Genomic DNA, 12,306 nt, shown 5'->3' on the forward strand with positions numbered 1-12,306 from the left:
CCGGCCGCGTCCTTCGTGCTGTGGCCGTCGCCGTGCACTCCGGATCCGCGTCCGGAGCTGGTGCCCCCGACGGCGGTGAGGCCCTTGTCACCCACCGAGGCGGATGGACCGGGCTTGGCGGCGTCCTCGCCGACGCTCATGCAGCCGGCCGACGCCGCGACCGCGAGCGCGGCAGCGGCCAGTCGGAGAGAAGCGGACAACTGGCGCACGGGTGGCACCTCCGGAAGGGGACAGGGAGCACGATCCGCACCGGGCGGGTCAATGTGCCCAACTCCCTTTACCCCGTAAGAGACACGCCCTCAGGCGAACAGCGCTCGCGCCACCTGCGACCCGAGGTGTACGGAACCCAGCCCGACCAGCACCGAAGCCGCCACGTTCGCGACGGCCAGGAACTTCCAGCCGCGCTCGGCCAGCCGCAGGGTCTCGTAGGAGAACGTCGAGTACGTGCTGAGCGCCCCGCACAGCCCCGTGCCGAGCAGCAGGCCGAGCCGCGAGGAGGCCGCCCCGGCCAGCGCGGCCCCGGTCAGCAGCCCCAGCGCCAGGCAGGCGGCCGCGTTCACCACGAAGGTCCCCCACGGGAAGACCGAATCGTGCCGGGCCTGCACCGCCCGGTCGGTGAGGTAGCGCAGCGGCGCCCCGGCCACCGCACCCACCACCACGACCAGCCAGTTCACGCGCGCCCCCGGCCCCGCAGGGCGAGCCGGGTCGCGGCCGCCGCCGCCCAGACCGCCCCCAGCGCCGCGGCCACCGTCAGCCCGGCGTACCAGAGCGCGGTGGCGGCTTCCCCCTCGTCCAGCAGCCGCGAGAAGTCCGCCGCGTACGTGGAGAAGGTGGTGAAACCGCCCAGCACCCCGACCCCCGCGAACGGCCGCAGCAGCGGGTGCGGCGCCGTCCGGCCGCCCTCGCTGATCAGCACCATGAGCACCCCGATCAGCGCGCAGCCCGCCACGTTGGTCCAGAAGGTCGCCCACGGGAACGCGCCGGGCCCGGCCGGCCACAGCAGGGCGAGCCCGTACCGCGCCGAGGCGCCCGCGGCCCCGCCCGCCGCCACGGCCGCGAGCACCCGCCCCTGCGGTTCGGCTCGCTGCTGCGGCACATGGAGGTCGACGTCCGGGTCGATCGCCTCGGCGCCGCCGACCGGCCGGGTCATCCGTAGCCCAGGTCGTGGAGCCGCTCGTCGTCGATCCCGAAGTGGTGGGCGATCTCGTGCACGACCGTGACCTCCGTCTCCGCGACCACGCTCTCCCGGTCCTCGCACATGCGCAAGGTGGGGTTGCGGTAGATGGTGATCCGGTCGGGGAGGACCCCGGCGTACCACTCGCCGCGGTCGGTCAGGGGGGTGCCCTCGTAGAGACCGAGCAGCTCCGGGTCCGCGGCGGGCGGCTCGTCCTCGACGAAGACCGCCACGTTGTCCATCAGGCGGGTGAGCTCGGGCGGGATCCGGTCCAGGGCCTCTGCGACGAGTTCCTCGAACTCCTCGCGCGTCATCTCCAGCACCCGGTCATTGTCCCTCCGGGACACTCGCGGAAACCGTTTTGGCGATAGGTCCCGACATCCCATATGCTTCTCACGTCCCCGACGCGCTGAAAAGTGCCCGGCGGGCCTTTAGCCCTCATCGTCTAGTGGCCCAGGACGCCGCCCTTTCAAGGCGGTAGCACGGGTTCGAATCCCGTTGGGGGTACGCAACACCATGTGCAAGACTTGTTCTTGCACAAACCAGGTCCTGTGGAGCAGTTGGTTAGCTCGCCACCCTGTCAAGGTGGAGGTCGCGGGTTCAAGTCCCGTCAGGATCGCTGAGGCTGGAAACAGTCTCGTGGCTGGGTAGCTCAGTTGGTACGAGCGATCGCCTGAAAAGCGATAGGTCGCCGGTTCGACCCCGGCCCCAGCCACCACAGGGAAGGCCCCGTCCATCGGACGGGGCCTTCCTGCGTCACCCGGTGGTCTCCCGGGCCTTGCGGCGCCACCGTGCCAGCGCCACCGCCGGGGCTCCTACGGCCACCAGCGCCAGCACCGCCCAGTCCGGTACGGCCCGCGTCACCGACTGGACCCGCCGCTCGACGGCGAACGAGTCGTCCACGTCCAGCAGCCCGGGCAGGGCGCTCGCCCCGTCGTAGAGCAGGAACAGCGCGCCCAGGGTGATGAAGAACAGCCCGGACAGCAGCGAGGTGGTGTGCAGCCCGAGCCGGCCGAACGCGACGGTCCGCCCGCGCAGCCAGCGCCGCCGGCCCAGGTCGAAGCGCTCCCACAGCAGTGCCAGCAGGAACAGCGGTACGGCCATGCCCAGGGCGTACACCGCCAGCAGCAGCCCGCCGTAGACCGGGCTGGCGCTGACCGCGGCCACCGTCAGCACGCTGCCCAGGATCGGCCCGGCGCAGAATCCGGCCAGCCCGTAGAGCGCGCCCAGGGCGTACACCGACAGGGCGGTGGCCGGACGGATCCGGCCCGAGAGTTCGGCGGCCCGCTTGGAGGCGAAGCCCAGGCCGAGGAGCTGGGCGACGCCGAGGGCGATGATCAGCCAGCCGCCCGCCAGGACCAGCCCGTCCCGGTGCCCGTGGAAGAAGCGGCCCGCGTACGAACCGGCCGCGCCCAGCGGTACGAGGGTGCTCGCGAGGCCCGCGTAGAAGATTCCGGTCCGGGCCAGCAGCCGGGAGGCGGAGTCGATCGAGTACGCGAAGAAGGCGGGCAGCAGCAGCGCACTGCACGGGCTGAGCAGCGCCAGCAGGCCGCCCAGCAGGGCGGCGAGGTATCCGATGCCGTTCACTTCGCGGCCCGCGCCTGCGCCTTGGCCCGGGTGATGGCCGCCTCGAAGGCGCCGAGCGGCTGCGCGCCGGCCAGCGGCTCCCCGTTGACCAGGAAGGAGGGGGTGGAGGTGACCCCGATCCGGTAGCCCTCCTCCTGGTCCTTGCGCAGGGCGCCGGAGGCCGCGGCGCCGGCCGTGTCCTGCCGGAAGCGGTCGAGATCGGGCACCCCGGCCTGGCGGGCCAGCTCGGTCAGCCGTTCCTCGCCGAAGCCCTTCTCCTTGGCCCCCTCGGCGTACGCGGCCGCGTGGAACTGCGCGAACCGGTCCTGCCGGCCCGCGGCCCAGGCGGCCTTGGCGGCGGCCTCCGACTCGGCACCGAAGATCGGGAAGTTGCGCCACTCGATGCGCAGGGTGCCGTCCTCCACGTACTTGCGCATGAGCACGGGTTCGGTGTCGCGGGCGAACTTGCCGCAATAGCCGCACTTGAAGTCGGAGTACTCGATCAGCACCACGGGGGCGTCGGCGCGCCCGGCGGCGAGCTTGTCGCCGTCCTCGCGGCGGGCGAGGGCCGCCAGCGGGTCCGGCGCCCCGGCGGCCCCGGGCGCGGAGGCCGAGGAGGCGGAGGCGGCGGTGTGGTCCCGGGGCGCGGTGGCCTGCCAGGACACGATGCCGAGGGTGATCGCGGCGAGGGCGGTCCCGGCGGCGTACAGCAGGGGCTTGCGGGAGGGGGCGGAAGGCATACGGGTGCTCCAGAGCGGTGTTGCGGGTGTGAGTGAGGGGACCGGCGGGCAGGCCGGTCCGCTACACCCGCATCACGGACAGCTCCAGCGGTCCCGGCGCCGGGCGGTCCGGCCCGCGCACGCGCACCCCCGCCGGCACCGCCCGGGCGACGGGGTCCGGCCCGGCCGGGAGCCGGACCGCCGGGGCGCAGGCGTGGTCCCGCCCGTCGCGCGGCGGCACGGCAGGGGCCTGACCGTGGTCCCCCGCGCCGGGCGAGCAGGCCGGGCCGTGGCCCTCGTACGCCACGGCGGTGGCCTCGGCACCCGCGACGGGCGCTTCGGCGGCCGAGGGGGCCGCGGGAGCCGTGCCCGCCAGCAGCACCGCGAGGACGGCGCCGAGCAGCCACCACACTCCACGGGCGCGGGACATGGCAGGCCTCTCACTCGGGGCACGGTCGGTTTAAGGTGATCTCGTCCCGAAATGGTACGGGCAGGAGCAACAAATGCGTTCGCCACCCGACGCTCCCGGGTGAGATCCTCGATCAGGTATGTCTACTTCCTTCGCCGCCCTGCAGACGCTTCTCGGTGAGATCTCCCTCCGTGACGCGCACCGCCTCGGCCGCCGCCTCGAAGGCGCCCGCCGCATCCGAAAGACCGAGGCCAGGCAGGCCGTGCTCGACGAGATCGCCGCGGAGGCCGAGAAGGCCGCCGCGCGTCTGGCCGGCCGTGCCTCGCGCAGACCTGCGGTCACGTATCCCGAGAACCTGCCCGTCAGCCAGAAGAAGGACGAGATCGCCGAGGCGATACGCGACCACCAGGTCGTGATCGTCGCGGGCGAGACCGGCTCCGGCAAGACCACGCAGATCCCGAAGATCTGCATGGAGCTCGGCCGCGGCGTCCGGGGCATGATCGGGCACACCCAGCCCCGCCGGATCGCCGCCCGCACGGTCGCGGAGCGGATCGCCGAGGAGCTGAAGTCCGAGATCGGGCAGACCGTCGGCTGGAAGGTCCGCTTCACCGACCAGGTGGACCAGGACGCCACCTTCGTGAAGCTGATGACGGACGGCATCCTGCTCGCCGAGATCCAGACGGACCGCGAACTGCGCGCGTACGACACGATCATCATCGACGAGGCGCACGAGCGGTCCCTGAACATCGACTTCCTGCTGGGCTACCTGTCCCAGCTGCTGCCGAAGCGCCCCGACCTCAAGGTCGTGATCACTTCGGCGACCATCGACCCGCAGCGGTTCTCCCGGCACTTCGGGGACGCGCCGGTCGTGGAGGTCAGCGGCCGGACGTACCCGGTGGAGGTGCGGTACCGGCCCCTGTTGGAAGACGACTCCGAGGACAGCGACCGCGACCAGATCACCGCGATCTGCGAGGCCGTGGACGAGCTCCAGTCCGAGGGGCCGGGCGACGTCCTGGTGTTCCTCTCCGGCGAGCGCGAGATCCGCGACACGGCGGACGCACTGAACAAACGGAATCTGCGCTTCACCGAGGTGCTGCCCCTCTACGCACGCCTCTCGCACGCCGAGCAGCACCGCGTCTTCCAGCAGCACACGGGGCGCCGGATCGTCCTCGCGACGAACGTCGCCGAGACCTCGCTGACCGTGCCGGGCATCAAGTACGTGATCGACCCGGGCACCGCCCGGATCTCCCGCTACAGCCACCGCACCAAGGTGCAGCGGCTGCCCATCGAGCGGATCTCGCAGGCCAGCGCCAACCAGCGCAAGGGCCGCTGCGGCCGTACCAGCGACGGAATCTGCATCCGGCTGTACTCCGAGGACGACTTCAACGCCCGCCCGGAGTTCACCGACGCCGAAATCCTGCGCACCAACCTGGCCTCCGTCATCCTGCAGATGACCGCGGCCGGCCTCGGAGAGATCGAGAAGTTCCCCTTCATCGACCCGCCGGACCACCGCAACATCCGCGACGGCGTGCAGCTCCTCCAGGAGCTCGGCGCGCTGGACCCGTCGGAGAAGGACGCCCGCAAGCGGCTCACCCCGATGGGCCGCCAGCTCTCCCAGCTGCCGGTCGACCCGCGCCTGGCCCGCATGGTCGTGGAGGCGGACAAGAACAACTGCGTCCGCGAGGTGATGGTCATCGCGGCGGCCCTGTCCATCCAGGACCCGCGCGAGCGGCCCTCGGACAAGCAGACGCAGGCCGATCAGAACCACGCCCGGTTCAAGGACGAGACGAGCGACTTCCTGTCGTTCCTGAACATGTGGCGGTACATCCGCGAACAGCAGAAGGAGCGCGGCTCGTCCTCCTTCCGCCGGATGTGCAAGCAGGAGTACCTGAACTTCCTCCGGATCCGCGAGTGGCAGGACATCTACTCGCAGCTGCGTACGGTCGCCAAGACGATGGGCATCCACGTCAATGACGCCGACGCCCCCGAGCAGAGCGTCCACGTCTCGCTGCTGGCCGGGCTGCTCTCGCACATCGGACTCAAGGACACCGACAAGAACGAGTACCTCGGCGCCCGGGGCGCCAAGTTCGCGATCTTCCCGGGCTCGGCGCTGTTCAAGAAGCAGCCGAAGTTCCTGATGTCGGCGGAGCTGGTGGAGACCTCCCGGCTGTGGGCCCGGGTGAACGCCAAGGTGGAGCCGGAGTGGGTGGAGCCGCTCGCGGAGCACCTGATCAAGCGCACCTACAGCGAGCCGCACTGGGAGAAGGACCAGGCCGCCGTGATGGCGTACGAGAAGGTCACGCTGTACGGCGTGCCGATCGTGGCCCAGCGGAAGATCAATTACGGCCGTATCGACCCCGAGGTCTCGCGGGAGCTGTTCATCCGCAACGCGCTGGTCGAGGGCGACTGGCGGACCCACCACAAGTTCTACGCCGACAACCGCAAGCTCCTCACCGAGGTGGAGGAGCTGGAGAACCGGGCCCGGCGCCGGGACATCGTCGTGGACGACGAGACCCTGTTCGACTTCTACGACCAGCGCATCCCCGAGCACGTGGTGTCGGGGGCGCACTTCGACTCCTGGTGGAAGCACAAGAAGCGCGAGGAGCCCGAACTCCTCGACTTCGAGCGCGAGATGCTGCTGACCGAGAAGGCGGCCGGGGTCACCAAGGCCGACTACCCGGACACCTGGCGGCAGGGGCAGCTGAAGTTCCGGGTGACCTACCAGTTCGAACCGGGCGCGGACGCGGACGGCGTGACCGTGCACATCCCGCTCCAGGTGCTGAACCAGGTCACCGACGAGGGCTTCGACTGGCAGATCCCGGGCCTTCGGGAAGAGGTCGTCACCGAGCTGATCCGCTCTCTGCCCAAGCCGGTCCGCCGCCACTACGTGCCCGCTCCGAACTACGCGGCCCGCTTCCTGGCGACGGCGCAGCCGCTCCAGGAGCCGCTGCACGTGACGCTGGCGCGCGAGCTGCACCGGATGGTCGGGGTGCCGGTCGCGGCCGAGGACTTCGACCTGGGCCGCATCCCGGACCACTTGAAGATCACCTTCCGGATCGTCGACGAGCGGCGCAAGAAGCTCGCCGAGGCCAAGGACCTGGAGGCGCTGCGCCTCCAGCTCAAGCCGAAGGCCCGCCAGGCCCTGTCCAAGGCCGCCGCGGCCACCGCCGAGCGGGCGGGCGGGGAGTCGGTGGAGCGGACCGGGCTGACGGACTGGACGATCGGGACGCTGAGCAAGGTCTTCGAGACCCGGCGCGCGGGCCAGCCGGTGAAGGCGTACCCGGCGCTGGTGGACGCCGGCGACAGCGTGTCCGTACGGCTCTTCGACACCGAGGCCGAGCAGCAGCGGGCGATGTGGCTCGGCACCCGGAAGCTGATCCTGCTCAACATCCCGGTCAACCCGGCCAAGTTCGCCTCGGACAAGCTGACCAACCAGCAGAAGCTGGCTCTGTCCCGCAATCCGCACGGTTCGGTCCAGGCGCTGTTCGAGGACTGCGCGACGGCGGCGACGGACAAGCTGATCGCCGACCACGGCGGTCCGGCATGGGACGAGGCGGGCTTCCGGAAGCTGTTCGACGCGGTACGGGCCGATCTGGTGGACACGACCGTGCGCACCGTCGGGCAGGTCCAGCAGATCCTGGCCGCCTGGCAGGCCTGCGAGCGACGCGTGAAGTCCACCAACAGCCTGGCGTTGATGGCGAACGTCCAGGACGTGAAGGCGCAGCTGGCGGCGCTGATGCCGGCGGGCTTCGTGACGCTGACGGGGCTGCGGCGGCTGCCGGACCTGATGCGCTACCTGGTGGCGGCCGACCGGCGGCTCCAGCAGATGCCCACGGGCGTCCAGCGGGACACGACCCGCATGGAGAAGGTCCACGAGATGCGGGACGAGTACCTGTGGCTGCTGGAGCAGTTGCCGAAGGGCCGCCCGGTGCCGGAGGCGGTCACCGAGATCCGCTGGATGATCGAGGAACTGCGCGTCAGTTACTTCGCGCACGCGCTCGGCACGGCGTACCCGGTCTCCGACAAGCGCATCGTGAAGGCGGTGGACGCCGCGGCGCCCTGATCCGGTTCGACTGCACCCCCTGAGCTGCTGTACAGTCTGATTCGCAGCCGCCCGCTGGGTGGTGCATCGAGGACCTGTGGAGCAGTTGGTTAGCTCGCCACCCTGTCAAGGTGGAGGTCGCGGGTTCAAGTCCCGTCAGGTTCGCAGAAACGTCAGGGCCCGCATCCCCCAGGGGATGCGGGCCCTGACGCGTTGTCGGGTCGGCCGCCCGCCCGTCGTGGCCGTGGAGGCGCCGGAGCCGGGCACTCGGCCGCCCAAGGGGGCCGGCGGTTCTCCTGGGTGCCCGTGGGGGCCTCCGGGGCGCCCACGGGCCCGTACGCGCCCTCCGGCGGCCCGTCGCACAGAGGGGGCGGACGGACGGCGCCGCGCACCCGCATCCTCCTTTCGCGTGAGGCGGACGGGTGACACGTCCCCTTGCGGGTGCATTGCCGGATGTACAAGAGGCATCAGCTGTGACGGGTGTCACCACACGAGTTTCCGCGAGTCGCACATTTATCGCACCCATATGGCGACTCGATTTAATATGTGCAATGGCACCCGTCCGGCCGGGCTCCCCGGGTACCGGCGATTCGGGCCCCCTCCGGGCATAAAAAAAGACCGCGCTGGACCCGGCGGAGTCCAGCGCGATCGAACGACGAGAACCTGTTGGGGCAGGTCCCGCCGTTTGAAGCCTTGTGGGTTTCATCGGATTGGGGGATCCGGTTCATGCCCTCCCCCGGCGATCGCCGGGAGCTGTCCCCAAAAAAAGGGGTGGTGCCGCGAGCCTCAGGCCTCGCTGCGCTGCTGCGGAATTCCCGCGAGCAGTGCGCGGACCTCAGCCTCGCGATAACGGCGGTGTCCACCCAGGGTGCGGATGGACGTGAGCTTGCCAGCCTTGGCCCAGCGGGTGACCGTCTTCGGGTCCACGCGGAACATCGTGGCAACCTCAGCCGGGGTCAGCAGCGGCTCGGCATCAGGGGTGCGAGCGGTCATGAGCGGCCTCCTCGGGAGAACCGAACCATCTCGGTTCTTTCCTCTAAATTCTGCACCTTGGCCCACGTTGCCCGAAATGGACATACGCAGGCCGAGTCGGTTATAGGACGAACGGCTTGTCCTCGGCACTACAACTACACCATCCGTCCAGCCTCGACGGCCAAACCGATGGAATTGCCCTCCGAGGTGTTCATCAGCGGCGGAAGCCGATGGACCGTCCCATAACGGACAGTCACCCCACTGTGACGATCAGTCACAGAGCGATCAGGAGTCGTCAGACCCCCCGTAGAGCGCAATACCGAGCATTCCGCCCAAAGTTGGGTGGAAGGAACCCTCCCCGGACTCCTTGTCCTATTTTGGCACGAGGGTAGGGGAAGGGCGCAAGGGTGTAGTTAGTGCGGTCCGTCACGCTTGAGTCAATGGCCCGGATCGGGACGTAGGTCCTGGAACAAAGACCCAAATGCCGCGATCAAGCCTCTGATCTGCGTTTTACGGCCGATCGGACGATACGGGTGACCCGGCGCCCTCCGCTAGGGACAATCCGGGCCGGTTCGGCCGATGCCGCCCCGGAAGGCCCCCCGGCGCCGTCCGGGCGCCGCCCCGGTGCCCTCCCCGCCGGAGCGCGGGCATCGGGCCGCTCGCCCGGCCCGGCCGCGGCGCTAGTTCGCGAAGAGCCGCTCCCGGACCGCCCTCCAGCGTTCCGCCAGCTCCGCGTACGTCCCGGCCGCGCCCTCCGCGTCCCCCGCCCGCAGCGCCGCGATGCCCGCCGCCAGGTCGCGGGCCGAGCGGTCGCCGGCCAGGGCGGCCTCCGGCAGTGCGTACAGCAGCCCGCCGTAGTCCAGCTCCACCATCGAGCGCGGGTGGAACTCCTCCAGCCAGCTCCCGACCTCCACCAGGGCCTCGGCGAGCACCCCGTAGCCCTCCGCGGCCCGCAGCGTCCGCAGCCCGCGCGCCAGGCGCCGCCGGGCCTGCACCATCGGCGTCCGGTAGCGCAGCCGCTCGCCCGGCAGGTACTCCCGCTCCTCGTCCGCAACCAGCACGAACCAGCGCAGCGGGACCTGCCACACCGCGGTGCGGATCCACGGCCGCCCGTCCGGGTTCCGCTCGCGCCAGGCCTCGTACGCCTCGGTCGCCCGGCGGCGGGCCGACGGGGGCAGCGCCGCGTCCAGCACCGGACGCGGGAAGTCCGCCTCCAGCTCCTGGAGCGCCAGCCAGCCGCGCAGCCTGGTCCGCCACGGGCAGACCAGCAGCGCCCCGCCCAGCTCCGCCGTGAACGCGTCCCCGCTCTCGTGCGCCGGCACCCCGACCACGGGTACCCGAACCAAGTCCGCCAGCGACCTGCGCAGTTCGTCCTGGGCGGTCGGGGCGTCCCCGCGCCGGGCGTAGCCGGCCCAGTGCGCGCGCTCGGCCTCGGGGAAGGCCGCCAGGGGCTCGTAGACTCGCAGGTAGGAGGCGTACGGGACGGTCGGCCCGGTGCGCGCGGAGGGCAGTCGGCGGTCGGCGGATTCGCTCACGCTCTCGTACTCCCCCGACCCGCCCGGCGGTACTCCGCACGGGGGTCCCCGCATCGCCGGTAACCCGGGAGTGTTCCGATCTACGGACAGGGCGTTCCCATCCGCCGTCCAGGTCTTACGCTGCTCCCAGCACGCCCTCCCCCACCCGCAGGGCGGGCGTCTTTCCGCCGCATCTCTTCCATGGGAGTCACCACCGTGACCGAAATGACCGACGGCGTCCTGCACACCCTGTTCCGCACGGAGCAGGGCGGCCACGAGCAAGTCGTGCTGTGCCAGGACCGAGCCACGGGCCTCAAGGCCGTCATCGCGATCCACTCCACCGCCCTGGGCCCGGCCCTCGGCGGCACGCGCTTCCACGCGTACGCCTCGGACGAGGAAGCCGTCCTCGACGCGCTGAACCTCTCGCGCGGCATGTCGTACAAGAACGCCCTCGCCGGTCTCGACCACGGCGGCGGCAAGGCCGTCATCATCGGTGACCCGGACACCCTGAAGAGCGAGGAACTGCTGCTGGCCTACGGCCGGTTCGTGGACTCCCTCGGCGGCCGCTACGTGACCGCCTGCGACGTCGGCACGTACGTCGCGGACATGGACGTGGTGGCCCGCGAGACCCGCTGGGCGACGGGCCGCTCCCCCGAGAACGGCGGCGCGGGCGACTCCTCCGTGCTCACCTCCTTCGGCGTGTTCCAGGGCATGCGCGCGAGCGCCCAGCACCTGTGGGGCGACCCGACGCTGCGCGGCCGCAAGGTCGCGGTCGCGGGTGTCGGCAAGGTCGGCAAGCACCTGGTCGAGCACCTGCTGGAGGACGGCGCCGAGGTCGTGATCACCGACGTCCGCCTGGACTCGGTGCAGACGATCCTCGACAAGCACGCCACCGGGAAGTACGCGGGCCGGGTCACCGCCGTCGCCGGCACGGACGCGCTGATCCGCGTCGAGGGCCTGGACATCTACGCGCCCTGCGCGCTGGGCGGTGCGCTGAACGACGAGTCGGTGCCGGCCCTGACCGCGAAGGTCGTGTGCGGCGCGGCGAACAACCAGCTCGCCCACCCGGGGGTGGAGAAGGACCTCGCGGACCGCGGGATCCTCTACGCCCCCGACTACGTGGTGAACGCAGGCGGTGTCATCCAGGTCGCGGACGAGCTGCACGGCTTCGACTTCGATCGCTGCAAGGCGAAGGCGGCGAAGATCTTCGACACCACGCTGGCCATATTCGCACGTGCGAAGGCGGATGGGATCCCGCCGGCCGCGGCGGCGGACCGGATCGCCGAGCAGCGGATGTCGGACGCCCGCGCCGCGCGCGCGGTCTGATCCGTCCCGCGACGTCCGGGGGACCCTTCCGCTACCGCCGGAAGGGTCCCCCGGACCGCAGGGGAGACGGAACTCACTGCGCTTCGGCGGGTCGTCCGCCAGGAAAGGGTTAAAATCGCAGCTGACCAGCGAGTACGGGGTGTCTCGTTGGTCCTGCACCGGGGCGCGTCATGCGGGCGGCGTACCGTATGGCCGCGGAAGCAGGTACCGTTGAACACCTACGGACGGTCTCTCCACGGAGAGCCCGCTCCGAAACATGAACGCGTGTCAGACTCTGGGGCCGTCGAGCCCCGTCACCGAGGGGGTCGAGCCATGGGGCGCGGCCGGGCCAAGGCCAAGCAGACAAAGGTCGCCCGCCAGCTGAAGTACAACAGCGGCGGGACTGACCTCTCGCGTCTGGCCAATGAGCTGGGCGCATCGCCGACAGAGCCGCTGCCTATCAGCGCGCCGGTCGAAGTCGATGACGATCTGGACGACGACGACCCGTACGCCAAGTACGCGGAGCTGTACAACAGCGATGACGACGAGGACGAGGACGAGGAGTCCGGTCCGTCGGCGCACCGTCGCGGCGCTTGACGCACACA

11 protein-coding genes and 4 tRNA genes are annotated in these 12,306 nt (G+C 70.9%); 7 read left to right on the forward strand and 8 right to left on the reverse strand.

Annotated features, from left to right (window positions below; all coding sequences use genetic code 11):
• Positions 1–299 precede the first annotated feature (299 nt).
• The 3 genes from crcB to ACWGH1_RS25275 are packed head-to-tail and all read right to left on the reverse strand — an operon-like array spanning position 300 to position 1,497.
• A complete protein-coding gene (crcB, locus tag ACWGH1_RS25265; RefSeq protein WP_453356720.1) occupies positions 300–674 on the reverse strand; it encodes a fluoride efflux transporter CrcB in 375 nt (124 codons plus the stop codon).
• Positions 671–1,150: a FluC/FEX family fluoride channel gene (locus ACWGH1_RS25270; protein ID WP_453356719.1), complete on the reverse strand. Its 480-nt coding sequence runs from the start codon at positions 1,148–1,150 to the stop codon at positions 671–673. The genes crcB and ACWGH1_RS25270 overlap by 4 nt, the downstream gene beginning before the upstream one ends.
• Positions 1,147–1,497, reverse strand: coding sequence for a metallopeptidase family protein (locus tag ACWGH1_RS25275; protein WP_453356718.1), 351 nt, complete (start codon positions 1,495–1,497; stop codon positions 1,147–1,149). Before ACWGH1_RS25275 ends, ACWGH1_RS25270 begins: the two co-directional genes overlap by 4 nt.
• Before the next feature lie 111 nt (positions 1,498–1,608).
• Here ACWGH1_RS25275 and ACWGH1_RS25280 point away from each other — a divergent pair.
• From ACWGH1_RS25280 to ACWGH1_RS25290, 3 genes are all read left to right on the forward strand, one after another.
• A tRNA-Glu gene (locus ACWGH1_RS25280) sits at positions 1,609–1,681 on the forward strand.
• Between the two features lie 38 nt (positions 1,682–1,719).
• A tRNA-Asp gene (locus ACWGH1_RS25285) sits at positions 1,720–1,793 on the forward strand.
• Positions 1,794–1,815: 22 nt separating this feature from the next.
• Positions 1,816–1,892: transfer RNA gene (locus ACWGH1_RS25290), tRNA-Phe, on the forward strand.
• 38 nt (positions 1,893–1,930) lie between these two features.
• On the opposite strand, the gene ACWGH1_RS25295 is transcribed toward ACWGH1_RS25290, so the two are convergent.
• The 3 genes from ACWGH1_RS25295 to ACWGH1_RS25305 form a co-directional block, all read right to left on the reverse strand.
• Positions 1,931–2,761 (reverse strand): cytochrome c biogenesis CcdA family protein, encoded by an 831-nt coding sequence (locus ACWGH1_RS25295; protein ID WP_453356717.1) that lies wholly within the window; start codon positions 2,759–2,761, stop codon positions 1,931–1,933.
• Positions 2,758–3,480 carry a DsbA family protein gene (locus ACWGH1_RS25300; protein WP_453356716.1) on the reverse strand — a complete coding sequence of 241 codons (723 nt, stop codon included), beginning with the start codon at positions 3,478–3,480 and terminating at the stop codon, positions 2,758–2,760. The genes ACWGH1_RS25295 and ACWGH1_RS25300 overlap by 4 nt, the downstream gene beginning before the upstream one ends.
• A 61-nt stretch (positions 3,481–3,541) precedes the next feature.
• Entirely contained in the window at positions 3,542–3,889 is a 348-nt protein-coding gene (locus ACWGH1_RS25305) for a hypothetical protein (protein ID WP_453409019.1), read from the reverse strand.
• A 118-nt stretch (positions 3,890–4,007) separates the two neighbouring features.
• Here ACWGH1_RS25305 and hrpA point away from each other — a divergent pair, with 118 nt between their 5' ends.
• On the forward strand, positions 4,008–7,931 hold the full coding sequence (gene hrpA / locus ACWGH1_RS25310; RefSeq protein WP_453409020.1) for an ATP-dependent RNA helicase HrpA: 3,924 nt from the start codon (positions 4,008–4,010) through the stop codon (positions 7,929–7,931).
• Between the two features lie 70 nt (positions 7,932–8,001).
• Positions 8,002–8,075 (forward strand) — tRNA-Asp (locus ACWGH1_RS25315).
• 621 nt (positions 8,076–8,696) lie between these two features.
• On the opposite strand, the gene bldC is transcribed toward ACWGH1_RS25315, so the two are convergent.
• Together bldC and ACWGH1_RS25325 are read right to left on the reverse strand one after the other, a co-directional pair.
• Positions 8,697–8,903: a developmental transcriptional regulator BldC gene (bldC, locus tag ACWGH1_RS25320; protein WP_003949541.1), complete on the reverse strand. Its 207-nt coding sequence runs from the start codon at positions 8,901–8,903 to the stop codon at positions 8,697–8,699.
• Positions 8,904–9,562: 659 nt separating this feature from the next.
• Positions 9,563–10,417, reverse strand: coding sequence for a hypothetical protein (locus ACWGH1_RS25325; RefSeq protein WP_453356994.1), 855 nt, complete (start codon positions 10,415–10,417; stop codon positions 9,563–9,565).
• 195 nt (positions 10,418–10,612) lie between these two features.
• Here ACWGH1_RS25325 and ACWGH1_RS25330 point away from each other — a divergent pair, with 195 nt between their 5' ends.
• Together ACWGH1_RS25330 and ACWGH1_RS25335 are read left to right on the forward strand one after the other, a co-directional pair.
• Positions 10,613–11,722, forward strand: a complete 1,110-nt coding sequence (locus ACWGH1_RS25330; protein WP_453356993.1) for a Leu/Phe/Val dehydrogenase — start codon at positions 10,613–10,615, stop codon at positions 11,720–11,722.
• A gap of 312 nt (positions 11,723–12,034) precedes the next feature.
• Positions 12,035–12,298 carry a DUF3073 domain-containing protein gene (locus ACWGH1_RS25335; RefSeq protein ID WP_136210589.1) on the forward strand — a complete coding sequence of 88 codons (264 nt, stop codon included), beginning with the start codon at positions 12,035–12,037 and terminating at the stop codon, positions 12,296–12,298.
• Positions 12,299–12,306: the final 8 nt, after the last annotated feature.

This window comes from Streptomyces sp. NPDC054883 (genome assembly GCF_053610645.1).

Excerpts from the sequence above, each read along its gene's own strand:
- ACWGH1_RS25270 (WP_453356719.1), bottom strand. The coding sequence starts at position 1,150 with ATGACCCGGCCGGTCGGCGGCGCCGAGGCGATCGACCCGGACGTCGAC.
- hrpA (WP_453409020.1), top strand. The coding sequence starts at position 4,008 with ATGTCTACTTCCTTCGCCGCCCTGCAGACGCTTCTCGGTGAGATCTCC.
- bldC (WP_003949541.1), bottom strand. The coding sequence starts at position 8,903 with ATGACCGCTCGCACCCCTGATGCCGAGCCGCTGCTGACCCCGGCTGAG.
- ACWGH1_RS25335 (WP_136210589.1), top strand. The coding sequence starts at position 12,035 with ATGGGGCGCGGCCGGGCCAAGGCCAAGCAGACAAAGGTCGCCCGCCAG.
- ACWGH1_RS25305 (WP_453409019.1), bottom strand. The coding sequence starts at position 3,889 with ATGTCCCGCGCCCGTGGAGTGTGGTGGCTGCTCGGCGCCGTCCTCGCG.
- ACWGH1_RS25300 (WP_453356716.1), bottom strand. The coding sequence starts at position 3,480 with ATGCCTTCCGCCCCCTCCCGCAAGCCCCTGCTGTACGCCGCCGGGACC.